Source organism: Oscillibacter sp. 1-3 (genome assembly GCF_000403435.2).
In the GTDB taxonomy this organism is placed as follows: domain Bacteria; phylum Bacillota; class Clostridia; order Oscillospirales; family Oscillospiraceae; genus Oscillibacter.
In genome coordinates this window covers 362,415-387,370 of record NZ_KE159710.1, presented here as the reverse complement: position 1 = coordinate 387,370, position 24,956 = coordinate 362,415, and the positions used below count along the sequence as shown (strand labels likewise).

The following is a 24,956-nucleotide window of genomic DNA, read 5'->3' as shown; positions in this document are numbered from 1 at the left end:
TTTGCCGGTTGGCTGCGCGCCGTTTTCTGATATGCTCCCCATAGAGTAGACAAAGCGAGAAAAACTTGCAGACTACTCGAAGGGGAGCATCATTATGTCAGCAATCAGTGCGGAAACAAAGATCGATGCAGTGAAGCAGTGCTATGCCGGAGCCGGGAGCCTGAATCAAATCGCAGCAAGATTTGGGGTGCAGCGCAGCACCCTACAGAAATGGCTTCAGAATTATGATCTGTTTGGTGAGGAAGGGCTGCGTCACCGGAAGGGGAATCATCACTATCCCGCAATCGTAAAGCAGCAGGCGGCAGAGCTGTATCTGTCCGGTCAGATAAGTATAGAGGCAGTCTGCAAAAAATATCAGCTGCGGTCAAGATCGCAGCTGGAACAGTGGATTAAGTTGTATAATGGTCAAAAAGGATTCCGTTCTCCCGGAGGCAGAAGGAGTGTTCCGTTGACCATGGTATCTTATGAAGAGCGTAAAGCAGCGGTGGAGTATTGCATCACTCATGGAAAAAACTACAAGCTGACCGCGGCTTGCTTCGGGTTCACATATCAGCAGGTTTATGGCTGGGTACAGCGATACCACAAGGCAGGCTTGGAGGGGTTGGACGGTGACCATCGTTCGTCCGGCCTTGCCGCGGAGAACCAGCGCCTGCGGATGAACAGCCTGGAACTGGAAATGAAAATGGCGGTACAGCAGAGATACCAGCAGATATGCTGGCCCAGAAATCAGCTGCCGGACTTCAGCGGGGTCCGGCATGAAACGGCCTATCAAACCGTCAAGGAACTGCATGAGACGTATCACTGGCCTGTGTGCAAGCTCTGTATGGCAGCAGGCGTCAGCCGGGCTGGGTATTACAAATGGCTCAACCGAGCGGCAAGTCCCAAGCAGAGGGAAGACGAAAAGCTGGCTCATCTAATTGTTGAAATATACCAAAGCCAGCACGGCGTTCCCGGTTACCGGCAGATGCAGATCATTTTGGAACGACGGTATGGAATCAAGTGTAATCTGAAGAGGGTATACCGGCTGATGCGGCTCCTTGACCTCCGCTCTGTATGCAGGAGAAGAAAGCGGACACGCAGGAAGAAGTCTTCGGATGAATATCTTGCGGAAAATATTTTGAACAGGGGCTTTGCGGCAAAGAAACCAAATGAAAAGTGGCTGACGGATGTAACAGAATTCAAATATGGGACAAGCGGAAAAGCTTATTTGTGCGCAGTCCTGGATTTGTACGGAAGGAATATTGTAGGTTTTTCATTCGGGCAGCGTAATAACATCGCTTTGGTCTTCGAAGCCTTTGAATGGGCGTTCCGGCAGTATCCCGATGCGCATCCGCTGGTTCATAGCGACCGGGGCGCACAATATACCAGCCGCGCCTTTCAAAAAAGGATGAAGGAGGCCGGTGTCTGTCAAAGTATGTCCCGTCCAGGAAAATGCCTGGACAATGCGCCCATGGAAGGATTTTGGGGTACTTTGAAATCCGAGATGTACTATTTACATCATTTTGATGACTACAGCCAGCTTTGCGAGGCGGTCGCCGCATACATCTATTTCTACAACCATGAACGATACCAAAAAAAGCTTGGGTGTGTGACGCCTATGGAATTCTTGGCAGCTGGGGTGAAATAGAGGCAAAAGCTATCTCATTGCCATTCCTGCCTTTCTTTTTCTCTGTTTTGTCTACTTGACAGGGGGCACTTCATTGCTGCGGTGCCCTTTTTGCCTGCAATAAAAAAAGCGCCGGTCAGTTGGCTGTTCATTGCCGCCTGATCGACGCATAAAATTGGCGCTTGAAATTTAGCGCCTTTTTTCAATTGAATATTACGAGGGTTCAAATCCCCCAAGTTGCTCGAAAACCCTTATTTACATCTCCCGTTTGACTGGTGAAAAATCGGGGGTTGAAATCCCCGGAAACCACTGATGCCGTAGGCGTTCAGCCTACGGCATCTAAAGTGGGCTTTTGCTTTGGTACGCCCTGAGGGATTCGAACCCCCGGCCTTCTGGTCCGTAGCTTGTCTGAGGGATGGCGACGGCTTCTTTCGGCCGTGTTTGGCACTGTTTGTTCAGCTGATAGAGTCCCCTATTTACCATCCGCTCCGTTGGTTCCGCAGAGGAATTTCCTGTTCCGGGTCAAGTTATGGGTCAAACAGCCCAGCGGGGGACAGGAGGCCGCTTCTCCCTACGCTCACTGCGGCAGTACGTTCCGCCTCAAGCTGGTATAGGCCAGCAGAATGTAGATAGCATAGATCAGGAAGAAAATCCCCAGTGAGATTGCCACAATGGCCCCAGGGCTGTTCATCCCCACCATCACTCCCGGCTCGGGGGCGCGGGACAAGTGGAGGATAAAGGGTATGCCGATCAGCACAGGCGGCACGGCGGGCAGGGCATAGTAAATCGTGAACTGGCGGCCCAGGGCCTTTGCCATCTCTCGCCGGTCCATCCCTAGCTTTTGCAGGAGCTGGAACTGCCGCCTGTACCGCTCTGTCTCGCTGAGCTGCTGGATGGTGAGAATCGTGGCGGCGGTCATGGTCAAGGCCAGGGCCAGATAGAAGAGGGGAAAGACGAACAGGACCGTCTGGGCCGCCTCTTCCGCCTTTTCCGAGGCTCTGGTGTGAATCTCATCATAGCTTGGCTCCAGAAGATTCTGCTCTCCCAGCCTGTAATTGATGTCACACAGAAGGTCAAATTGGGACTCCGCCACCGGCTGGGCAGTCTTGGCCGCATAGGCGTGGTGAAACACCGGAAGGCCCTCCGCCGCCTCGTCCGGCACTATGAGGATATACCGCGCCCCGTTGCCCGTGTCGTAATTTTGCAGCAGGTGTTCCGCATGGACCCCGCCGGGAATCAGGCTGGCGCCTCCCAGGGAGATGGGCTTGGTGTAGCCGGTCAAGTGCTTTTCCAGGTAGGCCCTGCAGTGGATGAGATACTCCCCCGGCTTCAATTCCGCCGGCGGGTATCCAGCAATGGCGCGGAGCGCGGCGTAGTCGCTGTACCGCAGCACCGGGTCCCGGTCAAAGTAGCGGTGATAGTCCTCTCCCATGCGCTCCACATAGTCCATGACCCGGCTGTCCTCCGCTTGGTAGACGCAGTAGTGCAGCTCCCGTTCTACGGAAATATTGTCCTGGATGAAATCGAAATAATCCCGGCTGACCGGTCCGTCGCCGGCAGCGCCGATATACAGGTCGAAGCAGGCGTTTTCCGCCGCACGGCCCGCGAAAAGCCCCCGGAAAACCAACCCGGCCCCCTCGGAGATCAGGGTGGCCGTAAAAATCATGGAGATGGTGGCCATCAGCACACCCATGGTGGCCAGCTTGGCTGTCAGGGTACGAAATACCAGCAGGCTTTGCCCCCGGTACTTCCGGGCGGGCCGCCGGTCGAAGAAGGCGGGTACACCGGAGGCGAAGCTAAGGAAAAATCCGAACAGGAACGCAATGACGCATCCCGCCCCGATGACGCCCAAAATGGCGCCTCCCGCCATCAGCAGACAGGTTCCGGCCACACCCAGCACAATGGAGAAAGAGAACATCCAGCGGCGCACAGTTCCCGTTTGAATGACCATGCCCTCGTTAGCGCGGTCAACATAAATCAGGTCGTGGATATTCGCCTTGCGGATATATTTGCGGCTGCGGCGAAGGGCAAAGAGATAGATCAAGGCAAAATAGAGGACCGTCAGCCCCAAGGCGGGGAGGGAAAATCCAAACGAAAAGGCGTAGGGCAGGCCGAACAGCGCCAGCACAATGGCGCGGAAGGCCTGATAGAGCAGCCCGCCCAGGGCGGTCCCCAGCACCAGGGCACAGCCGCCCACAGCCAGATTTTCCAGAAAGAACAGCCGGGCCAATTGCCGGTTTTCCAAGCCAATGAGCAGATAGAGCCCCAGCTCCCGGCCCCGGCGCAGAAGCATGAATCTGGTGGCGTAGGCCACCAGCCAGCCAAAGACGCACACCACCACCACGCTGGCCAGCACAATCATCAGGGGAAGTACGGAGATACCCTTGGACAAGGTGATGATCTCCTGAGAGAATACCAGCCCGTTAAACGAATACAGCAGGGCCGCGGCCATGACCACTGTGACAAAGTAGACCAGATAGTCCCGGGCCTGCCGCTTGGCGTTGCGCAGGGAGAGCTCAGATAACGTCACTGACATCACCCCCCAGCGCGGCCAGAACATCCAGAATCTCGTGGTAGAACACAGGCCGCCCCCGTTCTCCCCGGAGCAGCTCGTTGAACACCCGTCCGTCCTTCAGGAACAGCACCCGTTTGGCATAGCTGGCGCTGTAGGCGTCGTGGGTGACCATGAGGATGGTGGCGCCCATATCCTGGTTCATGGTGGTCATGATTTCCAGCAGATTCTTAGATGCCTTGGAGTCCAACGCCCCGGTGGGTTCGTCAGCCAAGAGCAGGGATTGTCCCGCAACCATTGCCCGGGCGACAGCGGTGCGCTGCTTCTGGCCTCCGGAAACCTGATACGGAAATTTCGCCAGGATGTCGGTGATGCCCAGCTTTCCAGTCACCTCCCGCACCCGGTTCTGTACTGTCCCGGGGTTTTGGTGATTCAGAGAGAGGGCCAAACCGATGTTTTCCTCGATGGTCAAGGTATCCAGCAGATTGAAGTCCTGAAACACAAAGCCCAGCCGCTCCCGGCGGAATTTAGCCAGTTCACTTTCCGACAGGTCGGCTACACTCACCCCGTCCAAGAGAATCTTCCCGGCGCTGATGGTATCGATGGTGGAGATGCAGTTGAGCAGAGTAGTTTTTCCGCTTCCTGACGCACCCATGATGGCCAGGAACTCCCCGGCCTCCACATCGAAGCTTACCCGGTCCAGCGCCTTGGTGACGTTGTTTTTGCTTCCGTAATATTTTTCAATGTTTTGTACCTGCAGCATATCGTTTGCCTCCTTTGCTTGCGGCTCTATGGTATACCAAAAGCGAAGGCCGTTGTATCGAGGTTATATTGATTTACCTTACAGTTTTGTAAGGCTTTCCTTTGCGGGAAAGGTCAGCGTTACCGCCGTTCCCTTCCCCTCCCGGGAAGAAATATCCAGTCCCAGCTCCAGAAAACCGGCCAGTTTCCTGCATAGATACAGGCCCATGCCGGTAGAGCCGCCGCGAGAGCGTCCATTGCTGCCGGTAAAGCCCCGCTCAAACACACGGGGCAGCTCATGGGCGGGAATGCCGATGCCATTGTCGAAGACGGTAAGCTGTACCCGCTTTCCGAGGGGACGGGTTGAGATTGTAATGACCGGGGATTCTCCCCGGTAGCGGGCGGCGTTTTGGAGCAGTTGGCCCAGGATAAAGACCGCCCATTTTTCATCGGTATAAACCGTACCGCTCAGCCCCTCTGTCTCCACCTGGATGCCATTTTGAATCAATAGGGAGCGGTGGTTTTCAATGGCCTGGGCAGCAATTTTCTCCAGCTCTATCTTCCGGAACAGGCAGTCTTGCTCCGGGTTTTCTGCCCGGGCATAGAATAATGCCCGCTCTACATGAGCCTCGATTTGACCAAGTTCCGCTGTGAGCTTCCGACGGGTGTCCCCGTCCAGATCCCGGCAGATAAGCCGGGCGGCGGTGATCGGGGCCTTGATTTCATGTACCCAGCGTTCCACATACTCCCGGTACTCCCGCTGAGCGGCCTGGGCATCGGAAACCGCCCCCGTCATGGCCCGGCCCGCCCGGCGGGTTAAATTAAACAACCGCCGGTCATAGAGATTTTGGGGAGGCGGAACACACTCGGCAAACAAATATTTTTGGTCCAAACTGTCCAGGATGGATTCCAGCTCCTGAAGATAGATACGCTGACGGAAAAAGTCGTAAATCTGTGCCGCTGCGAAAATAAACAGCAGAACAAACAGCAGAATAATCAGAACACCCGGCTGTGTTCCTGTGGCAAAGAGGAACAGCACCGCCAGCCCAATACAAATCAGTTGGAGCGCGAGCCGCCCCAGCCGGTCCGACAAAAATTCCAGAGGGGTCATAGCTGATACCCCATTCCCCGCCGGGTCTTGACGGCATCGGGCAGGCCAAGCGCCGCCAGTTTCCCCCGCAGCCGGGTCATATTCACACTGAGCGTATTGTCGTCGATGTAAATCTGATGGTCCCATAGCGTATCGATCAGATCGGCCCTGGAGACAATTTGCCCCGCGTGAGCCATCAGACAGGCTAATATTTGCAGCTCATTTCGGGTGAGGTCCGCGGTGTTTCCATTGGCCGACACAATGCCTTTTGTCAGGCTCAGGCACAGCCCGCCAGCCTCCAGAATATCCGCCTGCGCCAGCCCGCGGCCGGTTCGGCGCAGGACGGCCTTGATCCGGGCCAGCAGGACGGGAACACTGTATGGCTTGGTGATGTAGTCATCCCCGCCCAGGCTCAGCGCCCGTACTTCGTCCACACCGGCGTCCCGGCTGGTGACAAAAACCACCGGCGCGGGAATGGCCTTCCGCAGCGCCGCACAAAGAGAGAAACCGTCCTTGCCCGGAAGGCCAATGTCCAAAAGAATTAAGTCCGGGCGTTCCAGCGCCGCCTGAGCGGGTATATCGATAAACTCCGTAATTACAAAAGGCGTATATCCCTCATTTTCCAGGAGCAGCGCCAGTTCCTCCCGAATGGCCGGGTCATCTTCTACGATCATGATCTTTTGCATGAGATCTGCCTCCGTGAACTGTTTTTTTCATCATAGCACGAATAAGCGGCAGATGTCCACAGTGGGAACGATCATTGCGGATGAAACGCATACGGTCTCCATCCCCGAACAAGGAACGGAACAGAGGAAATCAGGGGATTTGAGGACGGGGGGCATCTGTGTCCCCATCGACAGGCAGCGGTATGCGGCAAAACAAAATACCAAAATTCCCCAATAAGGTGCAGCTGTAAAGGCGAGTTTTTCCACCCGGGGGTGGGACCAAGCATTGCCGCAGGCTTACCGACGGCCACACGCGCCGGGGCAAAGCCCTGGCACCCCATACCACCTGAAGGGGGAGAGGAGAAAGGAGTGCCGAGAAGGGAAACGCGCTGCAGACTGGCAGGATAGCCCGTGTTTCGGCGTGTGGGCCAGTGGAACTGGATATCCTATCCAGCGAAAAGAAGCACCGTGTTAAGACTTCTACAGGCGTTGTTGGCAAGGCGGAGGCCGCATCATTATGTACAAAGGCAGTACTCAAACCAGCCCTGATGATTGAACGAAGGAAAAGCAGGATAAAAGCGTGGCGTCTTGCGCCGCCACGCTGGGTAACACCGGCTGGTCCGTAGCTTGGAGGGATGGTGGCAGACTCTTTCAGCCTTGTTTGGCAGTGTTCGTTCAGCTGATAGAGTCCCTCATTTACCATCCGCTCCGTTGGTTCCGCAGAGGAATTTCCTGTTCTGGGTCAAAAATGGGTCAAATGCAATTTCGCCGTTACCACTGGCTTGTTTGATCCCAATATGGTGATTCCGAATTATGGATCCCCGTTTACAAAAGAAGCTAGGCCTTGTTTGCAAAATGGCGGAATGCCCAACGGCGAGAGATTTTTTCGCCAATCAAGGCAAATTTTTGCAGGCGGGCTGATGCCCGGCAAGAAAATTTAACGCAGAGCGGCGGAAAAAGATCCACTGTTTGGGCGTTTTGACTTTTTTCAAACATGGCCTAATTTATCCATGATGTGGATCCGCCGGAGGTACAACGCCAACTCTAATTGCATACGATGCTCAGGATTATCCAGATTCATCCGTGTGAGTTCTTGGATACTATTCAGCCGATATGCTACAGTGTTATAGTGAATATAGAGTTCCTGCGCGATGCGGCGTTGGTTGCCGAGGTTTCGGAAGTAGGATTCCAGCGTTTCAAGCAGTTCTTTTTCGTGGGACAGTTTCGGTGATGCCAGTTCTTTCAGCGTCTCTCTGATGAACCGCCCGATTTCACGGGACGGATTACTGGAGTATAAAAGCCGTAAAATTCCAAGCTGGTCAAAGTGGAAAAAAGAATTTCCATTCTTTGAACAGGCGGCTTTCAGCGCAAGCTGTGCTTCCCAACGGCAGAGAGAGAGACCGGGGATTCCGGCGTGTGAGCGGCTGCATCCGCCGGCGAGGGACAAATCTGGGTAGCCGGTTCGAAAGGTCTCAAAGGTAGAGGACAGACGGGCTAACGCATGATCCAGCGGGATGGAGTCCTCTTTGGAACCCATAAGGATTAGACAGCCGTCGGGTTGATCCATAATGTGGGCATCTATACCAAGCTGTTCCAGACTTTGACGCAGAGTATGAAAAAAAGCAGTACGCTGAAAGGTGGCTGTATATTCGCTGATAGAATTGTTTGACTGAAAATGAAGTTCCAACAAAGCATGCGATGCGGATAAATCCAAATGGAAGGCGTTGGCGCGGGATTGCTCCCAACTGTCATCCAGAATGTGGTCAGAAATCAGGTGCTGAAAAAACTCAGTAAAGCTCCGGCTTTCGGTTTTCCGTATGGAGTGTTCCCTGGATATTTCGAGTGGGATTGTCTGGAGAATTTGGGAGAGAATGTCCGTTTGAAGCGGGGGCTGATCTTTCGCCCGGCACAGACAGACGGTACCGAACAAGTGGCCATCGATTTGCATTTCATAGACATCCGCCTCTTCCAGAAGGGTTTGGCATAGGGCGTCATGCTCCAAAGCGGCCAGCCGCGCAGAGTCCGCCTTGGATAGGCTGCATGCCTGGCGTTGGTTGATGCTATCCACCAAAAGAACACTTCCGCCTGCAATTTCTCGTATCCTTCGGGCAAGATCCTCCAGGGACGCTCCCTCTGTAATGGTTTGGAGCAGCATCTGGTTTACCGCGATACTGTTGTGTAGCAGAGCGGTCTGCCGGCGGAGAAGTTCGTCAGAGACCGCCTTGGTGATATCGGCGAACCGGATCGTAGGCGGCAGCGCTATCAAAGGAAACTCCTGCTCTCTTGCCGCCGAGATCATGTATTCTGGAATTGTTCCCAGAAACCGTGAGGGCTTGATACATACACCCGCCAACCCCTTTTCCGCAAGGTGTCCAATGAATGCGGACAGAGCGGGTGCATCACCGCAGATGGCGTAGCAGTTTGTAACCAACAATTCATGGGGGGAGACCCAGTCATAGTAATCCGGCGTGTCTGTCAAATTTACACCGGCGACGGGAATATCCAGGGCGGCCTCTCCGCTCAGCACTTGGCTATTTGAAAATATATCCTGTCGCAATAATTCCTCAAGGGTTGGATAATTTGCGTGTTCCACTGTGCAGTACCTCTTCTTTATTGTGATGCTATCATAAATTATAAGAATAAATTTGTAGAGTGTCAACATATAAAAGGTGAATTTTGTACCGTATACTAAAAATAGAAACAGCCGGTATCCATCGATGTTTTGATAAATCTAAATGCTGGAGGGTTAGATAATGAACGTTTCGGTACATTTTGTTCAACAGCGGGCTTTTCAGGGGCGGAAATGCTTGAAAGAGAAGGCATCCCCAGGAAAGACGGCCTTACGGGGAACTTGGCGGCAGGCGCAGGAAAAAAGGGATTGTTCTTTGGAGCGGTTTGCGATTGAGTCTCTGCGGTTTTACGGATAAGCCATCAGACGGAATTGGAAAATTGCAGAATACCAGTAGTGTAGATATAGAGCGGAAAATGCCTCGGCAAATGCGGAGAGTCTGCCGCATTTGCCGAGGTCCTTCTACATGGGGTGTCAGTCAGCTGCAAAAATGCTGCTGGACAGTTTGCGGATTGTACCAGTGTATAAGGGAGAGGAGATTTTTGGCGATTAGATGGTATCATCAATATAAATATGATAAAATAGTCCTCAAAGAAATAGGGGGCTGAAAAATGGGAAAGGAACAGCGGCGACACGGTATAAGCGATAGAGGTTGGGAGAAAATCAAGCCATACACTATAGGCGAAAAGGGAACACAAGGAGGGAATGCTCGAGACACCCGGCAGTTTATCGACGGAGTATTCTGGATTCTGCGCACCGGAGCGCCTTGGCGGGACTTGCCAGAAACTTATGAAAACTGGAAGAATGTACACCGACGGTTTTGTCGATGGCGGGATAAGGGAATTTGGGAAAGGATTCTGGAAGAGGGGTTCACGCATTTCTGACGGGCAGCCGCAATACAGCATCTTCATCTGACTGGCTCCCTCATCTTCCGGGGAAACATCTGGATTGATTAAAGAATCCAGAGAAATCAGCAGTACCTTTGCCAGTGCCTTCAAAATCAAAAAGGACGGATTCATCTGCCTTTTTTCAATCTTGGCAATCTGCTTTACAGATACATGGCTCAAATCAGAAAGCTCCTGCTGTGTCAGGTCTTTTCTTTTTCGGGCTTCCCGCATTTTTTGCCCCAAAGCTGTTAAATCATCAATCGGCATAATCATTCATCTCAAATATATTCTATTGTGCCGATTTAAACAAAGGAATAACCTTATTGTGCCGACTAACAGGTATGATTATACTGTTTTTTTAGTGAGATATAAACGCTATCCTTGTATCATTAACCAAATCAAATTATAATAGAGGTGGATATTTTTTGAAAAAATCTGTCCGCTGTAACATTTCGCAGACATTTGCCTGTTATACTATCTGCAAAAAGCAAAGGAAGTGCGGATATGAAGCAGATTTTAATTGTCGAGGACGACAGTTTTTTGAATAAGATGTTAGCCTATAACCTGACCGCAGACGGATACGGCGTGACTTCTGTCCTAATTGCCAGAACCGCAGCCGATGTCCTACGCCAGCGGGAATTTGATTTAGTGCTGCTGGACATCAACCTGCCGGATGGGAACGGTTTTGAACTGTGCAGGCTGATAAAGCCCCAGCACCCGGACACCATTGTAATCTTCCTGACCGCCAACGATCAGGAAAGCGACCAGATACGAGGCTATGAGGTGGGCGCGGTGGACTACATCACAAAGCCCTTTGTGATCGGGGCCTTGCAGCGGAAAATCAAAGCCATGTTCGCCATGCTGGAACACCACAAACCGGCCAAGGACATTTACGACGACGGGCGGCTGTTTCTGGACTTCTCGGAGCAGGCGGCTTCCCTAAACGGCAAGCCCCTGACCCTATCCCCGATGGAATACAAAATGTTGAACCTGTTCCGCAAAAATCCCCGGCAAGTGCTGACCCGTGGGCAGCTTTTGGAAAAGCTGTGGGATATAGACGAGAAATTTGTGGATGAACACACCCTGACAACCTCCATCAGCCGGATTCGCAGCAAGATTGAATCCGACGGCGGCGCGCCCTACATCAAGACCGTTTACGGCATGGGCTATCAGTGGACGGGAGGCGAGGCGAAATGAAGTTTCAAAACCTCTCGGTAAAGCGGCTGTTTGGCCGGGTAGCAATGGGACTTGTCCTCTCTATGTCCGGGATTACCATAGCCCTGTGTTTTGTGACAAAACAGGCAGCGGTGCTGCTGACTGGCGGGGCGCTGCTGCTGTGCGCCCTTGTGGGGATTTTTGTACTGACGCAGGCGTTTGGAAAACGGCTGTCACAGTTTACCGCTGACCTGTGCCAGACTTTAGACCACATGATCGCCGGGAATGAAGCGCCCCAGCGGCCAGAGGACAGCGAAACCCAGCTTGCCAGAATCGGACACCGGCTGGCAAGGCTTTACCAGATCATGCAGGAGAACCGCCGTCTTGTGGACGAGGAACGGCAGGAGTTACAGGCCCTTGTATCGGATATTTCCCATCAGGTGAAAACACCGGTAAGCAACCTGAAAATGGCGACGGACACCCTGCTGGAAAAGCCTATGACTGAGGCGGAGCGCACTGACTTTATCCGGGGAATCCGCAGCCAGACGGATAAGCTGGACTTTCTCTTTCAGGCCCTTGTGAAAACCTCCCGGCTGGAAACGGGCGTGATCCAGTTGGATAAGAAACCGGGCCGCCTTTTTGATACCGTGGCGCAGGCTATGAGTGGGATTGTGTATGCAGCGGAGAAAAAGGAAATCGCCGTGTCCGTGGACTGCCCGGAGGATTTGGCCGTTTCCCATGACAGCAAGTGGACATCCGAAGCCCTTTTTAACCTGCTGGACAATGCGGTGAAGTACACCCCGGCAGGCGGGAAAATTGATGTGTCGGTGGTACTGTGGGAAATGTATGTGGAGATCAAAGTGGCCGACACCGGCAAGGGCATTTCCGAAAGCAATCAGGCCGCCATCTTCCGGCGCTTCTATCGTGAGGAAGAAGTACACGAACAGCAGGGCGTTGGCATTGGCCTGTATCTGGCGCGCGAGATCACAACGCGGCAGGGCGGCTATATCAGAGTAGTTTCGGAACCGGGCAAGGGTTCGGAATTTTCCATTATGCTGCCTACAAAATGAAAGTAAATGAGCGAGGTGTTTCTATTATGAATGAACGAGAAAAAACGATCCGACTGTGGTTTGATATGTGGCTTTATCAGAAAGATATGGGCATTGATGATATTTTTACAGAAGATGTCCTCTATACAGAAAGTTGGTGTCCCCAGTATAGCAATCGTAAAACCGTAAAGCATTGGTTTCAGGAGTGGAATACCCGTGGAAAGGTGGTAATTTGGGAAATCAGGCAATTCTTCCATAAAGAAAATCAAACGATTGTAGAATGGTATTTCAAAAATGAAATGAACAATGGGGATATAGAGGAATTTGACGGCATTTCTTTGGTTGAATGGACAGAGGACAATAAAATAAAAGCATTAAAAGAGTTTGGGTGTAACCGCAATACTTATAATCCCTATCAAGAAAGCGACATCCCTCAATTTAGAAATCAAAAGGCGAATTGGTTTTAGAAGTGTATGAAGTTCTATACAATTCGGAGAGGCTTGTGTTTTCTTAAAAAGTTTAAAAATGAAAAGGAGAATGAATATGGAAATGAGCTATACAAAAATTGATTTGAATGAGTGGAGCAGAGGAAAGCTATTTAAGAGCTACATTGAAAATATGCGTATTGTTATGAGCTTAACTGTGGAGATTGATGTGACAAATCTAATAGAATTTTCAAAGAGAAATAATCTGAAATTTTATCCGTCTATGATATGGATTGTATCAAAAGTTGTTAATACACATGATGAGTTCAAATATAGCTGGAACGATACTGGTGATCTAATAAAATGGAATTTTATTAGTCCGTCATATACAGAATTTCATAAAGAAGATGAAAATTTCACAAAATTAGTCACGGAATTTTCTGATGATATATTTGAATTTTCTGAGCGTTTCATGGTTGACAAAGAAAAACATGAAGCGGATCGTGCTTTTGTGGAAAACCAGCCCTTGAACTTTTTTGATGTATCTTGTTTACCATGGGTAAAATACAGCCACTTTGATGTTCATGTTTTTGATGAGGGTAAATTTCTTGCACCAGTCATTACTTGGGGAAAATATGAAATGTCACATGGCAGGTACATGATGCCGCTTACTATGAACATTCATCATGCTGTGGCAGATGGGTTTCATTTGTGTAGATTTTTTAATGAGGTACAAGAACTGATAAATGCACTTGACGGAGGTAATAAAGATGTATTGGACTGAATTAGTCGAAGAAATTACCGTTGAAAATGTAACAGAGAAAATCAATGCAAAAATAGAAGAAATGGAAAAGCAAAGTTATCGGCTTGTCACAATGTCATTTTGGGGAACAGAAAGAGCCGTATTAGTTTTCAAAAAAGGGCTGAAAGGCAGCTTGCTTTGAGCTACTGCTGTCTTTCAATTTCAATAAAATAGAACGCGGCGGACGGCCATTTCCGGCTGCCCGCCGTAAATTTTTTTGAAATGTCCGAGCGTTGTAACATTTCACCCCGATTTTTAATGATTTTTTTGGTCCGCTGCAACATTTCGCGGACATTTGGGTTTTACAATAGCCTTATCAACAGCCAGAAAGCCTTGAAAGGAGTTTTGAGTATGAGCGTTTTACAGACGATTGACCTGAAAAAGTATTACGGCACAGAGCCGAACATCACCCGCGCCCTTGACGGCGTGAACTTCTCCGTGGACGAGGGCGAATTTGTGGCCGTTGTGGGAACCTCCGGCAGCGGCAAGTCCACCCTGCTTCACATGATGGGCGGGCTGGACACTCCCACCAGCGGAACCGTGATTGTCCGGGGCGAAGAACTGGCAAAGAAGAACGACGAACAGCTCACCATCTTCCGCCGCCGCAACATCGGTTTTATCTTCCAGAACTATAACCTTGTTCCCATCCTGAATGTGTATGAGAACATCGTCCTGCCGGTGGAGCTGGACGGGGACACGGTGGATCAAACGTTTTTAGACGAGATTGTTCACCTGCTGGGGCTGGAAGATAAACTGAAGAATATGCCGAACAATCTCTCCGGCGGCCAGCAGCAGCGTGTGGCGATTGCCCGCGCCCTGATTACCAAACCGGCTATCGTGCTGGCCGACGAGCCGACCGGCAACCTTGACAGCAAGACCAGCGCCGAGGTGCTGGGGCTTATCAAACGCACCAGCGCGGAGTTCCGGCAAACTGTCGTGATGATTACCCACAACAATGACATTGCCCGCCTTGCAGATTGGATTGTCCGCATTGAGGATGGCAGGATTGTGGAATAAGGAGGTGGCAGGCTATGACATGGCCTTTTGAGAATGATACCAGCGCCATTACAAAGAAGCTGGCAAAGAAAAGTCTGATAAGCGAGAAGCGCCGGAATCTGATGGTGGTGATCGCCGTTGCGCTGGCGGCGTTTCTGATCTGCTTTACGGGAATTGTGTCTACTTCCCTGACACAAATGCAGCGCAATCAGGTTGTCGATACTTATGAGGCGGTTTGGCTGGGTATAGAGGAAAACGACATTGAAACCCTGAAAGGAGTGCCGGAGTTTGAGCGCGTAGGCGGCTACTATATGCTGGGTGAGGAACTTTCAGAACAGGGCTATCATGCCTCTTATGTATATAATGACGCAGAAATGATGGAGATTGGGCGCGACCAAATGAAGCTATTGGAGGGAAATCTGCCCCAAAAGGCAAATGAAGTTGTCGTAAGCGAATACTTTCTTTCCACCTATGGACACAATGCCAAGATCGGGGACACTGTGACCTTAGATACAGAGAGTTTTCATGGCGATTATGTCGTTACCGGCATTCTGGACAGCGTAAATGAAAAAGAAGCGAATACCTGTGCCATCATTCTTTCCAAAGCTGCCCTGAAAGAATGGGACGGGTTTAACCCCGCTGGGTATCGCGCCTATGCCCATTTCAAAAACAGCGTTCAGTTGGACGAAGAACTGATGACCTCTTATTGCAGGGAGGTTGCGGAGGAATATCAGCTTTCTATGCCCAAAATGAACAGCAAATATTTTGCTTATGCTTCTAAATCCTTTGATTTTTTACCGATTGTTGGTGTGATTGCTATTGTTCTGATCGGCGGCTATATTGTGATCCAGAGTATCTTCCGTATCTCCATCAATGACAAAATCCAGAGCTACGGGCAGCTTCGGACGATTGGCGCAACGCCAAAGCAAATCAAGCGGATTGTAAAACAGGAGGGACACAAACTCGGCAGTATCGGGATTCTGATTGGTACAGTGCTGGGCGTATGCGGCGGTTTTCTCCTGTTTTCCAAGGGATTTAACGCTGTTTCCTATGTGACAACGGTTATTTTGACACTCATAAGCAGTTGGATCATGGTATCTGTTTCCATCCGTAAGCCAGTAAAGATTGCAGCAGGGATTTCCCCCATTGAAGCCGTCCGTTTTACCCCGGCGCAAAAGGACATCCGCAGTCGGAAAAAGAATATTAAGCTCAATCCTGTTTCAATGGGAATTGCGAATTTTAAGCGTGACCGCAAAAAGACAATCTCTATTATAGCGTCTTTGAGTTTGGGTGGAATTATCCTGCTTGTGGTATCCTCCGTTGTTTTGCTACGCTCCCCAGAGACGCTTGCAAGACAGTTTTTCCCAGACGGTGACTATAAAATTTATTTGGATTCCGAAGTAACAGAAGAAAAAACTATGGCAGCGGGAAATCCTTTGAATGAGGAATTAAAGCAGGAAATCTTATCTATTGATGGCATTACTGATATAATTCCAAGCAGGCAATCTCTCCATGCAACTTATAAAACGGAGATTCATCAAGCTGGTGGTATGTGTGATATGCTGACCGACCAGAATTATGCGACCGTTGAAGCAGCTCTGACAGCGGGAACCATGCCAACAGATTCTCGTAGTATTGTAATTGACTATAATGTGGTAAAGAAGAATGAAGATATGGGGGTTGGCTCAATGGTTGAAATTTCTTTTGGAGAGGGACAGCCATCTGTTTCTGTTACTATATCGGGGTTATATGCTCCCGCAAAGGCATATTCAGGACATGGCAGGATGCACTTAGATGGAGCGACTCTTTTTGCACCAGAAGCGTTGTTCCATGAACTGCACCCGGAAATCGCTTCTTTCGATTATTCATGGAGCATCGTGAACGACCCGAAAAAAACGGACTATGTGGGGGCTGAATTGAAAAATATTGTTGCCAGCCATAGTAATATTGCCTTAGATGAAATCAATACAGTGATTGAATATGAAGAAATGACAAATTCCTTTGCATTTGGCAGCATGGAGGTACTTTCATGGCTGGTATTCCTCTTTGGCGTTATCAACCTGATTAACACGACACTCTCTAACCAGATAGCCCGAAAGCAAGAAAACAGTGTTTTGCGTTCCATCGGTCTGACCCAAAAGCAGCTATGTAAAATGAACATCTGCGAGGGCCTATGCTATGCGTTCTTTGCAACATTAGCGATGCTGATTGTTGGGCTTCCTGTTTCCATCTTTGCTTGCAGAAAAATGAGCATAGATACTTTTGCCGGAAATGTAGTACCCTACAAATTCCCGGTTTTGGAAATGGGCCTGTTCATTCTGGTATTGTTTGGAATGGAGCTGATCTTGTCTGTTTGGACAATCCGCAGACAGAAAAAACAATCCCTGATTGAACAAATGCGGGCGATGGAATAAGCGTATAAAATTTGGAGGAATTATCTATGGATAACGATAAAAGAAAATTAACAGAAAAAGAATTGAATCGTAAAAATAACTTTGAAAAGTTCAATTCTGAAATGCAACAAAAAGGATATAAAATGAAGAATATAATTATCAATACTCAACAAGCAAAACCGTTATGTCTTTTAATTATGCTGCCATTTATGGCTTTAGCATTTTGGATATACTATAATGTGAATGGTTTTGATTTAGATTGTCTTTCGTGGGGATTTGTTGTAGCATTACTTATGCTTATTTTATGTCTATCCATTCTGCATGAGTTAATACATGGAATTACCTGGAGCCTTTTTGCAAAAAATCATTTTCACTCAATTGATTTTGGAATTATTTGGAGTAGTTTTTCTCCGTACTGCACTTGTTCAAATCCACTGAAAAAATGGCAATATCTCTTGGGGGTTGCTATGCCTACATTAGTTTTAGGAGGCGGAGTTGCAGTAGTTGCTGTAATGGTAAATCAATTACTGCTGTTTTTTCTGGCAGAATACATGATTCTATCGGGTGGTGGAGATTTTCTAATTATACTGAAAAGTATGTTATACCGCACTGATAAGCAAGAAAGTGTGTATTGCGACCATCCTTATGAATGTGGTTTTGTAGTTTTTGAGAAATAGGAACGAATACTATTTAATCATAGTGCTACTGTTATAGATTCCCATAAAAGGGAAAACAAATGCCACTACGAATGAATATGCAAAGTGAAAGAAAACACAAAAGTAAATTGGACATTTGGGAAAATCAGTGGAGCGGTTCATTAGCTGCGCCACTGATTTTTTGCTATCCCTTGATAAAATATTTTGAAATGTCCGAGCTTTGTAACAATTCAGCCTGTTTTTCTGTCGAAATCAAATGCCCCTCGGACATTTGTGTAACATTTGTAGTTTATGCTTGTAGTAAATCAATATTGTGGGTGAGGACATATGAAAAAGATACTGCTGATCGACGACAGCGACACCTATATATGATGTCTGCAAAAATATTTACAACGACGAGGCTACCCGGTAGAAACGGCTTCCACACTGAAAGAAGCTCGGACAGTCATCCAAGAGGAAATGCCTCTGGTAATCTGCTGTGATCTCGACCTGCCGGACGGTTCCGGCATGGACTTTCTGGACGAGGTGCGGGCCACAGACAAGGAGTTGCCTTTTATTCTGGTGTCCTGTCATGATAAAGAGGACTACGAACAGGAGGCCAAGCAACGGGGCGCGACGCTGTGTATGGACAAAATGAAAGGGATGCTGCTACAGGATATGCTGGTGAGATACGCCTACCGGCAGTTATCCGGCGAAAAGGCCCCGACTTTTCACAAGCTGCTCTTTGTCCATGCGGAAGATACCAGCGCCGGAGTGCTGCGGGCTGCTATGCTGCAAAAGGACTTTGATCTGATTCTGATTCCCTCGTAGGGAGTTTCCTCTCCGGTACGCTCTGATGATTTCTGCTCCAAGTTCCCGTATGGGTCACGGCTTGGGTCAAACCGGAGCCACAAAATTCAACCGCCCCCAAAAGTGCAGAAAGCAAGACCAAAGCCACGGAAATCCAATGAATTTCCGTGGCTTTGGAGTAAACGGACAAAATCGATTTTTCTTTGAATCCCTTGCGGCACAACGATTCAGGAAGAAAGGCTGATGCCGGAGAGGGAAAAGCAATCACTTTGTTGTTTGCCGGTATTGACTTTTATCAGTCCTTTATGGATCTATTTCGCGTGCCTGATTGACTGTTTCAAACAGCTCCCTGCCTACAATCGCCGGGTGGTGCTCCTGTATCAAAAATCTCTCTAACTCACCCTGGTTCTTAACCTGTTTCCCAGAAAACAAATCCGCTATAAAGGTTTTCTGGAGCAGAACATCCCCCACATATTTCTCGTTTCTCAACAGCTTGCTGATTGTCTCCCGACTCTAATGGGGTTTCCCTGTTGGGGATGGAACCTTACTCTCATACAGCCATTTTGAAATTGCTCCAAGACTAGGCCTTGTTTGAAAAATGTCAAAACGCTCAAGCGGCGAACCTTTTTCCGCCGCTCCGCGTTGAGTTTCCTTGCCATACACAAAGTATAGCGGCGTCAAATCGCCTTGACCGGCGAAAAAATCTCTCGCCCCTGCGAATTTCGCCATTTATCAAACAAGGCCTACTTTCAGCAGCCCTCATCTCAAACATCTTCCGAACAATTTTAGCGTCAGGCTCATCAATAGCCAGCCTTCCATCATCTCCACGCTTATACCCAAAACACACAAATTCAGCGCAGCCCGAGGTGCCCTTTTCAAAGCCTCTCTTGATTCCCCATTTGATAGTGATATGCTCCCCATAGAGTAGACAAAGCGAGAAAAACTTGCAGACTACTCGAAGGGGAGCATCATTATGTCAGCAATCAGTGCGGAAACAAAGATCGATGCAGTGAAGCAGTGCTATGCCGGAGCCGGGAGCCTGAATCAAATCGCAGCAAGATTTGGGGTGCAGCGCAGCACCCTACAGAAATGGCTTCAGAATTATGATCTGTTTGGTGAGGAAGGGCTGCGTCACCGGAAGGGGAATCATCACTATCCCGCAATCGTAAAGCAGCAGGCGGCAGAGCTGTATCTGTCCGGTCAGATAAGTATAGAGGCAGTCTGCAAAAAATATCAGCTGCGGTCAAGATCGCAGCTGGAACAGTGGATTAAGTTGTATAATGGTCAAAAAGGATTCCGTTCTCCCGGAGGCAGAAGGAGTGTTCCGTTGACCATGGTATCTTATGAAGAGCGTAAAGCAGCGGTGGAGTATTGCATCACTCATGGAAAAAACTACAAGCTGACCGCGGCTTGCTTCGGGTTCACATATCAGCAGGTTTATGGCTGGGTACAGCGATACCACAAGGCAGGCTTGGAGGGGTTGGACGGTGACCATCGTTCGTCCGGCCTTGCCGCGGAGAACCAGCGCCTGCGGATGAACAGCCTGGAACTGGAAATGAAAATGGCGGTACAGCAGAGATACCAGCAGATATGCTGGCCCAGAAATCAGCTGCCGGACTTCAGCGGGGTCCGGCATGAAACGGCCTATCAAACCGTCAAGGAACTGCATGAGACGTATCACTGGCCTGTGTGCAAGCTCTGTATGGCAGCAGGCGTCAGCCGGGCTGGGTATTACAAATGGCTCAACCGAGCGGCAAGTCCCAAGCAGAGGGAAGACGAAAAGCTGGCTCATCTAATTGTTGAAATATACCAAAGCCAGCACGGCGTTCCCGGTTACCGGCAGATGCAGATCATTTTGGAACGACGGTATGGAATCAAGTGTAATCTGAAGAGGGTATACCGGCTGATGCGGCTCCTTGACCTCCGCTCTGTATGCAGGAGAAGAAAGCGGACACGCAGGAAGAAGTCTTCGGATGAATATCTTGCGGAAAATATTTTGAACAGGGGCTTTGCGGCAAAGAAACCAAATGAAAAGTGGCTGACGGATGTAACAGAATTCAAATATGGGACAAGCGGAAAAGCTTATTTGTGCGCAGTCCTGGATTTGTACGGAAGGAATATTGTAGGTTTTTCATTCGGGCAGCGTAATAACATCGCTTTGGTCTTCGAAGCCTTTGAATGGGCGTTCCGGCAGTATCCCGATGCGCATCCGCTGGTTCATAGCGACCGGGGCGCACAATATACCAGCCGCGCCTTTCAAAAAAGGATGAAGGAGGCCGGTGTCTGTCAAAGTATGTCCCGTCCAGGAAAATGCCTGGACAATGCGCCCATGGAAGGATTTTGGGGTACTTTGAAATCCGAGATGTACTATTTACATCATTTTGATGACTACAGCCAGCTTTGCGAGGCGGTCGCCGCATACATCTATTTCTACAACCATGAACGATACCAAAAAAAGCTTGGGTGTGTGACGCCTATGGAATTCTTGGCAGCTGGGGTGAAATAGAGGCAAAAGCTATCTCATTGCCATTCCTGCCTTTCTTTTTCTCTGTTTTGTCTACTTGACAGGGGGCACTTCATAGTTCGGCTCATATCCTCCTGCTCAAAATAGACTTCTACACCCAAACCGTGCAGATCCCTCAGCGAACGCAGCATATTCACTGTATTGCGGCCAAAACGGCTGATAGACTTCTTCAGAATCAGGTCAATTTTCTTCTTTTTGTATCACGTTCATTATAATTCTCCTTCTATAAATAAAAATACCGCAATGAAATCACTGCGGCACAAAGGTTTTATGTGATTATACATAAAAGTGGACAGACTACCCCCCTAGTGCAATCTGTCCACTTATCATGGAATCCTCGGACAATCTGGATATTTTCCATCAGCGTCCGGCTATTTCGTATCTGGAAACATGGCAGTCAAAACTTTTAATAGATTATCGGTAAACGCCCGATGTCCGCTCTCCGAAAAATGCACTCCATCGTAAGTCAGCTCAATATTCCAAGCCCCAGCGTTGGCAAAGTGGATGTTTAACCGCCGGGCCAGTTCTTCATAGCAGCCTGCTAACCGCTGGGATTCTATCAGCAGGCGTTCGTTCGGCACCCAATCCCCCGGTTCCATAGGCGGCGGAGCAATCAGCAAAATCACAGAGACCTTCCTCAAGAATGCGGTAGAAACCGCTCCATTTGTTCCCCGCATACCCTAGCGGTAAGACCGGGGCACTGTAACAGGTCGTTGCTTCCCAGCATGACCGTCAGTATATCCGGCCGCGCTTTTGGGACGGACTGCACCGCCGCCTCAATTTCAAAATCCAGCCGGGGGATGGAGCGGCCATTCTCGCCTTGGTTAAAGACCTCCCAGCCGTCCTCCTCCAGCCTACCCGTCCAACGGACAGATCTTGGGTAACGCCCGCCTAAATAAGACCGGGGATCATATCCGTAGGTGTTGGAATCTCCAAAGCACATGATCCGGCGTCTCACAGGGTCTCACCACTCTCGTCTCATCTCGTTTTTTGTAATTTGCGATTTACTGAATGGTGATACTTTGAATCACCGGCTGATTCTCAGGAGCGATAAAGCCGTCGCCGTCTATTGGTTCAGCGTCCGCACAGATGGCGTCTACCACCTCCATGCCCTCCGTCACATATCCATACGCGGCGTAGCTTCCGTCCAGAAACGTGCTGTCCTCGTGGACGATGAAGAATTGTGAGCTGGCGCTGTCGTAGTCATTGGAGCGGGCCATGGAGATTGCGCCGCGCGTATGGGACAGGCTGTTTTCCACCCCATTTTCGCGGAACTCTCCTTTGATCGTCTGTTCACTGCCGCCTGTACCGTTTCCATCTGGATCGCCGCCCTGGATCATGAATCCTTCGATAATGCGGTGGAATGTCAACCCGTCGTAAAAGCCCTCACGGGTCAGCGACACGAAATTTTCCGTGGTCACAGGCGCTGCGGAGGCATCCAGTTCCAGGGTGATCGTACCATATCCCTCGATTTCAATGACTGCGGTGTAGGAGTTCTCCGCCGGGGGTTCGGGTTGCTGAGTCTCGGGGCCGGTTACCTCCGTCTCCGCCGACGGTTTCCCGGAACAGCCGGAGCCCAAAAGCAGCGTCAAGCAGGCCATAAATACGATAGCGTAAACTTTTTTTCTCACGATGACAGATCCTTTCGTTTGATATTATTTAACTGTATTTATTTGCGCGTAGGATAGGCGATGAGTTTGCCGTCCTTGCTCTTCCAGCTGGAGATCCAGCGATAGGCTTCGAAGGTAGCCAGGATTGCCCGTACTTCCGGTGTATTGGGGAATTTGGGCTTCTTATTTTCCATGCATACGATCTCAAAATTCTTGTCCGCCAGGTAAGGCCGCAGGATAAGAAGCCGGTCTTCCGTCAATTTATTTAAGCAGACGGCATAGACCTCTACAGGGACAAACTGGGCTTGCTCTGCCGCGTCGGCAATCGAATCCGCATGGGTTGCGGTGTAATCCAAAAATGCGGAACGAACAGTGAGAGGCTCCTGAGTAAAGGATTTCAGCAAGAACGGCAAATCATCAGGAGCGAGATGGGCCGCTACAATGCGGGCACGGACAGGAGTGGAAAATTTTCTATTCTGCAAAGAAACGGTTTTAGAGAAAATGAACAGCATGTTTTCGGCAATGCTGTCCTCCATCCGGGCATCCTCCAAAAGGCTTGCCAGCTCTGATTCTGTCAGCTGGACCTCATCGGTATCCATCAGCTTTGTCAAATCATCTGCGTCTTTTGACAGGACGAAATCATTCCAAAGCTGCGGATAGTCTTCTCTAATTACTGCGATATTTTCGATGGTAACGGGTACAATTTCCAGCTCCAAGACAATTTTCATCCGCTCATCAGGAATTCCGTGGAGGGGAAACTTCTTGTAGGAGAAAGTCATGCCTGCCAAGGCGGTCTGATAGCGTTCCAGGGAGAGCTCCTCGTTGACAAGAATTGCTTGGCGCAGATTTTCTGCCTGATCGTTGATGCGCTGATTCAGTTGTTCATACTTCCAGCCTAAAGAGCCGCTGCCGCTGTTGATGAAAGCTGCCAGTTCCGGCGGGAGGATGTCTGTATCTCTGCCAAATTCGGCAAAATAATCCGCCATATTCTGCCAAGCATAAGCAACTGCTTGGCTCCCAATCAATTCAGGCCAAAGTGTGCGAGAGGCTATGGTGTTCATGTCCGGCAAGACAGTATCTGACCGCTGGATATACTCCTCCTTATACGGCTCAGAGAGGCTTTCGCAGTTTAGAAAATCTATGAGGGCCTCTTCGCTGTCGAAAAAGCGGCTATCGCTCTCGAGAAGAATCGCACCGGCGTAGACATCCATGTTTCCAAGAATCCGCAGAGACGGCGGCTACCCCGGATGGCGGAGGATGTGGGTATAACTGCGGCTCTCCACTTCGGCGGGCGGGATGCTCCAAATAACTGCCATGGCGGTTTTCAACATGGAGAGATTCAGCGTATAGAGATTTTCTTGGCAGACCTCCCGCACCAGGGAAATATCCTCCTCCCGGTAATCAATTTGGGAGAATCGAACGCTCAACGCTTTCAGGGCTGGTATGAGCCGCTGGACATTGGGGGAGTCCAGCTGGAGAAATTTTGGATCGTCGGAGATTCTCTCGGTCAGCCAGTTTTCCTTATTGATACGGCTGAGGCGCTCTGGAGGAAGAAAATAGAGCGCGTCCAGGACGAAAAGCCGCCATTCGCCTTCCAAAAGAATGGACTTACTTTCGCACCATATACGGAACCACTCCGGGTGTTCCTGGCATAATGCGCAGATGAAACGGAAAGCGCGAGTGGACCGCCGCCCGGTGCGCCAGAACTCGACAAAGAAAGTATGAGCGCTTTGGTCTGTCGCAGCGCTTTGCAAAAGTGTGCGAAGGTGGGGGCCTTTGGTTCTCAAAAGATAAGACAGCAAGTCGAAATTTCGCACCTCCCGGTGGAAGAAATCTGCTTCCTCCAAGCATTCCAGTACCGCATCTGGTTGATCCAAGTGGTAGACATACTCCAAAGATGCGCGATCTGTAATGGACAGAAGAAAGTTCCGGTCCTGAGCAGTAGGGCTGTTGGGATAGAAATAGCTGACATAGGCGGCATAGTTTTCGTCAATATAGCCGTTCCTCACCAGGTATTTTAAAAGACCGAAATTCTTGCTGTTCTGGATTTCTGCCAGATAGTTTTTCGGTTCATAGGAAGGGAGCTCGGGCGACCAAAAGGTGTCTTCCATTTTCGGATCAAGGTCCGAAAGTACTTCCCGCAGATTCATGGTGTCCCATTTTGCCAGTTTTTCCTGTAAACTCCAGATTTCTTCCGAGAGTTCTTTCTGCCGCTGGGAGCCTTGATCCTCTATATAGGCTTTGCGGCGGATATACTCCTCATTTGCTTCCATTTCTGCCCGTTTTCCGCCACGTCTATCCAAGATTCGGTGTTGGTGTATTTGGAATAATTAATCCTTGTGAAGTAAGTGTATTTTACCGTATCAGGTTTTTCTAAAATCCGGCGGACCAATTCTATACGACTCAGATTCGATACGTCGGTTTCTTCAATAGTAATCTCGCTCCCTGAGAGGGGGAAGTACAGGGCGTTAAGCTCGTCCATGGACC

26 protein-coding genes and 3 pseudogenes are annotated in these 24,956 nt (G+C 49.7%); 12 read left to right on the top strand and 17 right to left on the bottom strand.

The window, feature by feature from the left end:
- The first annotated feature begins 94 nt into the window (after positions 1-94).
- Positions 95-1,627, top strand: coding sequence for an IS3 family transposase (locus tag C816_RS23025; protein WP_016320743.1), 1,533 nt, complete (start codon positions 95-97; stop codon positions 1,625-1,627).
- 14 nt (positions 1,628-1,641) lie between these two features.
- On the opposite strand, the gene C816_RS23925 is transcribed toward C816_RS23025, so the two are convergent.
- The 7 genes from C816_RS23925 to C816_RS17690 all read right to left on the bottom strand — a co-directional run bounded on the left by C816_RS23925 (position 1,642) and on the right by C816_RS17690 (position 9,207).
- Positions 1,642-1,812: a hypothetical protein gene (locus C816_RS23925; protein WP_207636953.1), complete on the bottom strand. Its 171-nt coding sequence runs from the start codon at positions 1,810-1,812 to the stop codon at positions 1,642-1,644.
- A 371-nt stretch (positions 1,813-2,183) separates the two neighbouring features.
- Positions 2,184-4,142: an FtsX-like permease family protein gene (locus C816_RS17710; protein ID WP_371254402.1), complete on the bottom strand. Its 1,959-nt coding sequence runs from the start codon at positions 4,140-4,142 to the stop codon at positions 2,184-2,186.
- Positions 4,123-4,881 carry an ABC transporter ATP-binding protein gene (locus C816_RS17705; RefSeq protein WP_016323785.1) on the bottom strand — a complete coding sequence of 253 codons (759 nt, stop codon included), beginning with the start codon at positions 4,879-4,881 and terminating at the stop codon, positions 4,123-4,125. The genes C816_RS17710 and C816_RS17705 overlap by 20 nt, the downstream gene beginning before the upstream one ends.
- 78 nt (positions 4,882-4,959) lie before the next feature.
- Positions 4,960-5,970 carry a sensor histidine kinase gene (locus tag C816_RS17700; protein WP_016323784.1) on the bottom strand — a complete coding sequence of 337 codons (1,011 nt, stop codon included), beginning with the start codon at positions 5,968-5,970 and terminating at the stop codon, positions 4,960-4,962.
- Positions 5,967-6,635 (bottom strand): response regulator transcription factor, encoded by a 669-nt coding sequence (locus C816_RS17695; RefSeq protein WP_016323783.1) that lies wholly within the window; start codon positions 6,633-6,635, stop codon positions 5,967-5,969. Before C816_RS17695 ends, C816_RS17700 begins: the two co-directional genes overlap by 4 nt.
- Positions 6,636-7,451: 816 nt before the next feature.
- On the bottom strand, positions 7,452-7,610 hold the full coding sequence (locus tag C816_RS23920; protein ID WP_155979078.1) for a hypothetical protein: 159 nt from the start codon (positions 7,608-7,610) through the stop codon (positions 7,452-7,454).
- Positions 7,603-9,207, bottom strand: a complete 1,605-nt coding sequence (locus C816_RS17690) for a PucR family transcriptional regulator (protein ID WP_016323782.1) — start codon at positions 9,205-9,207, stop codon at positions 7,603-7,605. Before C816_RS17690 ends, C816_RS23920 begins: the two co-directional genes overlap by 8 nt.
- Positions 9,208-9,794: 587 nt before the next feature.
- On the opposite strand from C816_RS17690, the pseudogene C816_RS17685 reads away from it, so the two are divergent.
- A pseudogene (locus C816_RS17685) lies at positions 9,795-10,049 on the top strand (transposase); the annotation flags it as partial.
- On the opposite strand, the pseudogene C816_RS23020 reads toward C816_RS17685, so the two are convergent.
- Positions 10,038-10,337, bottom strand: a pseudogene (locus C816_RS23020) (helix-turn-helix domain-containing protein); the annotation flags it as partial. The pseudogenes C816_RS17685 and C816_RS23020 sit on opposite strands and share 12 nt — an antisense overlap.
- Positions 10,338-10,574: 237 nt before the next feature.
- Here C816_RS23020 and C816_RS17680 point away from each other — a divergent pair.
- The 9 genes and pseudogenes from C816_RS17680 to C816_RS17645 all read left to right on the top strand — a co-directional run.
- Positions 10,575-11,267: a response regulator transcription factor gene (locus tag C816_RS17680; protein ID WP_016323779.1), complete on the top strand. Its 693-nt coding sequence runs from the start codon at positions 10,575-10,577 to the stop codon at positions 11,265-11,267.
- Positions 11,264-12,295 (top strand): sensor histidine kinase, encoded by a 1,032-nt coding sequence (locus C816_RS17675; protein WP_016323778.1) that lies wholly within the window; start codon positions 11,264-11,266, stop codon positions 12,293-12,295. Before C816_RS17680 ends, C816_RS17675 begins: the two co-directional genes overlap by 4 nt.
- Positions 12,296-12,321: 26 nt before the next feature.
- The gene (locus C816_RS17670) at positions 12,322-12,741 is read left to right on the top strand and encodes a nuclear transport factor 2 family protein (RefSeq protein ID WP_016323777.1); all 420 of its coding nucleotides are present in this window, start codon (positions 12,322-12,324) and stop codon (positions 12,739-12,741) included.
- Positions 12,742-12,817: 76 nt separating this feature from the next.
- A complete protein-coding gene (locus tag C816_RS17665) occupies positions 12,818-13,483 on the top strand; it encodes a CatA-like O-acetyltransferase (protein ID WP_016323776.1) in 666 nt (221 codons plus the stop codon).
- Positions 13,470-13,643, top strand: coding sequence for a hypothetical protein (locus tag C816_RS24350; protein ID WP_016323775.1), 174 nt, complete (start codon positions 13,470-13,472; stop codon positions 13,641-13,643). The genes C816_RS17665 and C816_RS24350 overlap by 14 nt, the downstream gene beginning before the upstream one ends.
- Before the next feature lie 209 nt (positions 13,644-13,852).
- Positions 13,853-14,518, top strand: a complete 666-nt coding sequence (locus C816_RS17660; RefSeq protein WP_016323774.1) for an ABC transporter ATP-binding protein — start codon at positions 13,853-13,855, stop codon at positions 14,516-14,518.
- A gap of 14 nt (positions 14,519-14,532) precedes the next feature.
- Positions 14,533-16,911: an ABC transporter permease gene (locus tag C816_RS17655; RefSeq protein ID WP_016323773.1), complete on the top strand. Its 2,379-nt coding sequence runs from the start codon at positions 14,533-14,535 to the stop codon at positions 16,909-16,911.
- A 26-nt stretch (positions 16,912-16,937) separates the two neighbouring features.
- The gene (locus tag C816_RS17650; RefSeq protein WP_016323772.1) at positions 16,938-17,567 is read left to right on the top strand and encodes a DUF3267 domain-containing protein; all 630 of its coding nucleotides are present in this window, start codon (positions 16,938-16,940) and stop codon (positions 17,565-17,567) included.
- A gap of 354 nt (positions 17,568-17,921) precedes the next feature.
- A pseudogene (locus C816_RS17645) lies at positions 17,922-18,353 on the top strand (response regulator); the annotation flags it as partial.
- Between the two features lie 285 nt (positions 18,354-18,638).
- Here the strand turns inward: C816_RS17645 and C816_RS23015 are convergent.
- Positions 18,639-18,824, bottom strand: coding sequence for a recombinase family protein (locus C816_RS23015; protein ID WP_040656000.1), 186 nt, complete (start codon positions 18,822-18,824; stop codon positions 18,639-18,641).
- Positions 18,825-18,848: 24 nt separating this feature from the next.
- Complete coding sequence (locus C816_RS25130; RefSeq protein WP_242832252.1) at positions 18,849-19,064, bottom strand: hypothetical protein; 216 nt, start codon at positions 19,062-19,064, stop codon at positions 18,849-18,851.
- 244 nt (positions 19,065-19,308) lie between these two features.
- On the opposite strand from C816_RS25130, the gene C816_RS23010 reads away from it, so the two are divergent.
- Positions 19,309-20,841: an IS3 family transposase gene (locus tag C816_RS23010; protein ID WP_016320743.1), complete on the top strand. Its 1,533-nt coding sequence runs from the start codon at positions 19,309-19,311 to the stop codon at positions 20,839-20,841.
- A gap of 14 nt (positions 20,842-20,855) precedes the next feature.
- Here the strand turns inward: C816_RS23010 and C816_RS25125 are convergent, their stop codons facing one another.
- The 7 genes from C816_RS25125 to C816_RS24610 form a co-directional block, all read right to left on the bottom strand.
- A complete protein-coding gene (locus C816_RS25125) occupies positions 20,856-21,044 on the bottom strand; it encodes a recombinase family protein (protein ID WP_256378434.1) in 189 nt (62 codons plus the stop codon).
- A 186-nt stretch (positions 21,045-21,230) separates the two neighbouring features.
- On the bottom strand, positions 21,231-21,485 hold the full coding sequence (locus tag C816_RS25120) for an SGNH/GDSL hydrolase family protein (RefSeq protein WP_016323770.1): 255 nt from the start codon (positions 21,483-21,485) through the stop codon (positions 21,231-21,233).
- Positions 21,486-21,496: 11 nt separating this feature from the next.
- Positions 21,497-21,817 (bottom strand): SGNH/GDSL hydrolase family protein, encoded by a 321-nt coding sequence (locus C816_RS25115; protein WP_242832249.1) that lies wholly within the window; start codon positions 21,815-21,817, stop codon positions 21,497-21,499.
- 46 nt (positions 21,818-21,863) lie between these two features.
- The gene (locus C816_RS17625) at positions 21,864-22,490 is read right to left on the bottom strand and encodes a peptidylprolyl isomerase (protein WP_016323768.1); all 627 of its coding nucleotides are present in this window, start codon (positions 22,488-22,490) and stop codon (positions 21,864-21,866) included.
- A gap of 38 nt (positions 22,491-22,528) precedes the next feature.
- Positions 22,529-23,680, bottom strand: coding sequence for a hypothetical protein (locus C816_RS17620; protein WP_016323767.1), 1,152 nt, complete (start codon positions 23,678-23,680; stop codon positions 22,529-22,531).
- Between the two features lie 27 nt (positions 23,681-23,707).
- Positions 23,708-24,619 carry a hypothetical protein gene (locus C816_RS17615; protein ID WP_155979077.1) on the bottom strand — a complete coding sequence of 304 codons (912 nt, stop codon included), beginning with the start codon at positions 24,617-24,619 and terminating at the stop codon, positions 23,708-23,710.
- Positions 24,620-24,699: 80 nt separating this feature from the next.
- A complete protein-coding gene (locus C816_RS24610; RefSeq protein ID WP_155979076.1) occupies positions 24,700-24,951 on the bottom strand; it encodes a hypothetical protein in 252 nt (83 codons plus the stop codon).
- Positions 24,952-24,956 lie beyond the last annotated feature (5 nt).

What these genes read in the sequence shown, in the direction of transcription:
- C816_RS17655 (WP_016323773.1), top strand. Translation starts at nt 14,533, where the DNA reads ATGACATGGCCTTTTGAGAATGATACCAGCGCCATTACAAAGAAGCTG.
- C816_RS25130 (WP_242832252.1), bottom strand. Translation starts at nt 19,064, where the DNA reads ATGGCGAAATTCGCAGGGGCGAGAGATTTTTTCGCCGGTCAAGGCGAT.
- C816_RS17620 (WP_016323767.1), bottom strand. Translation starts at nt 23,680, where the DNA reads ATGGATGTCTACGCCGGTGCGATTCTTCTCGAGAGCGATAGCCGCTTT.
- C816_RS23920 (WP_155979078.1), bottom strand. Translation starts at nt 7,610, where the DNA reads ATGTTTGAAAAAAGTCAAAACGCCCAAACAGTGGATCTTTTTCCGCCG.
- C816_RS17615 (WP_155979077.1), bottom strand. Translation starts at nt 24,619, where the DNA reads ATGAATCTGCGGGAAGTACTTTCGGACCTTGATCCGAAAATGGAAGAC.
- C816_RS17680 (WP_016323779.1), top strand. Translation starts at nt 10,575, where the DNA reads ATGAAGCAGATTTTAATTGTCGAGGACGACAGTTTTTTGAATAAGATG.
- C816_RS17695 (WP_016323783.1), bottom strand. Translation starts at nt 6,635, where the DNA reads ATGCAAAAGATCATGATCGTAGAAGATGACCCGGCCATTCGGGAGGAA.
- C816_RS17710 (WP_371254402.1), bottom strand. Translation starts at nt 4,142, where the DNA reads ATGTCAGTGACGTTATCTGAGCTCTCCCTGCGCAACGCCAAGCGGCAG.
- C816_RS17665 (WP_016323776.1), top strand. Translation starts at nt 12,818, where the DNA reads ATGGAAATGAGCTATACAAAAATTGATTTGAATGAGTGGAGCAGAGGA.
- C816_RS17660 (WP_016323774.1), top strand. Translation starts at nt 13,853, where the DNA reads ATGAGCGTTTTACAGACGATTGACCTGAAAAAGTATTACGGCACAGAG.
- C816_RS17670 (WP_016323777.1), top strand. Translation starts at nt 12,322, where the DNA reads ATGAATGAACGAGAAAAAACGATCCGACTGTGGTTTGATATGTGGCTT.
- C816_RS24610 (WP_155979076.1), bottom strand. Translation starts at nt 24,951, where the DNA reads ATGGACGAGCTTAACGCCCTGTACTTCCCCCTCTCAGGGAGCGAGATT.
- C816_RS17675 (WP_016323778.1), top strand. Translation starts at nt 11,264, where the DNA reads ATGAAGTTTCAAAACCTCTCGGTAAAGCGGCTGTTTGGCCGGGTAGCA.
- C816_RS17700 (WP_016323784.1), bottom strand. Translation starts at nt 5,970, where the DNA reads ATGACCCCTCTGGAATTTTTGTCGGACCGGCTGGGGCGGCTCGCGCTC.
- C816_RS24350 (WP_016323775.1), top strand. Translation starts at nt 13,470, where the DNA reads ATGTATTGGACTGAATTAGTCGAAGAAATTACCGTTGAAAATGTAACA.
- C816_RS17650 (WP_016323772.1), top strand. Translation starts at nt 16,938, where the DNA reads ATGGATAACGATAAAAGAAAATTAACAGAAAAAGAATTGAATCGTAAA.
- C816_RS17705 (WP_016323785.1), bottom strand. Translation starts at nt 4,881, where the DNA reads ATGCTGCAGGTACAAAACATTGAAAAATATTACGGAAGCAAAAACAAC.
- C816_RS23025 (WP_016320743.1), top strand. Translation starts at nt 95, where the DNA reads ATGTCAGCAATCAGTGCGGAAACAAAGATCGATGCAGTGAAGCAGTGC.
- C816_RS23010 (WP_016320743.1), top strand. Translation starts at nt 19,309, where the DNA reads ATGTCAGCAATCAGTGCGGAAACAAAGATCGATGCAGTGAAGCAGTGC.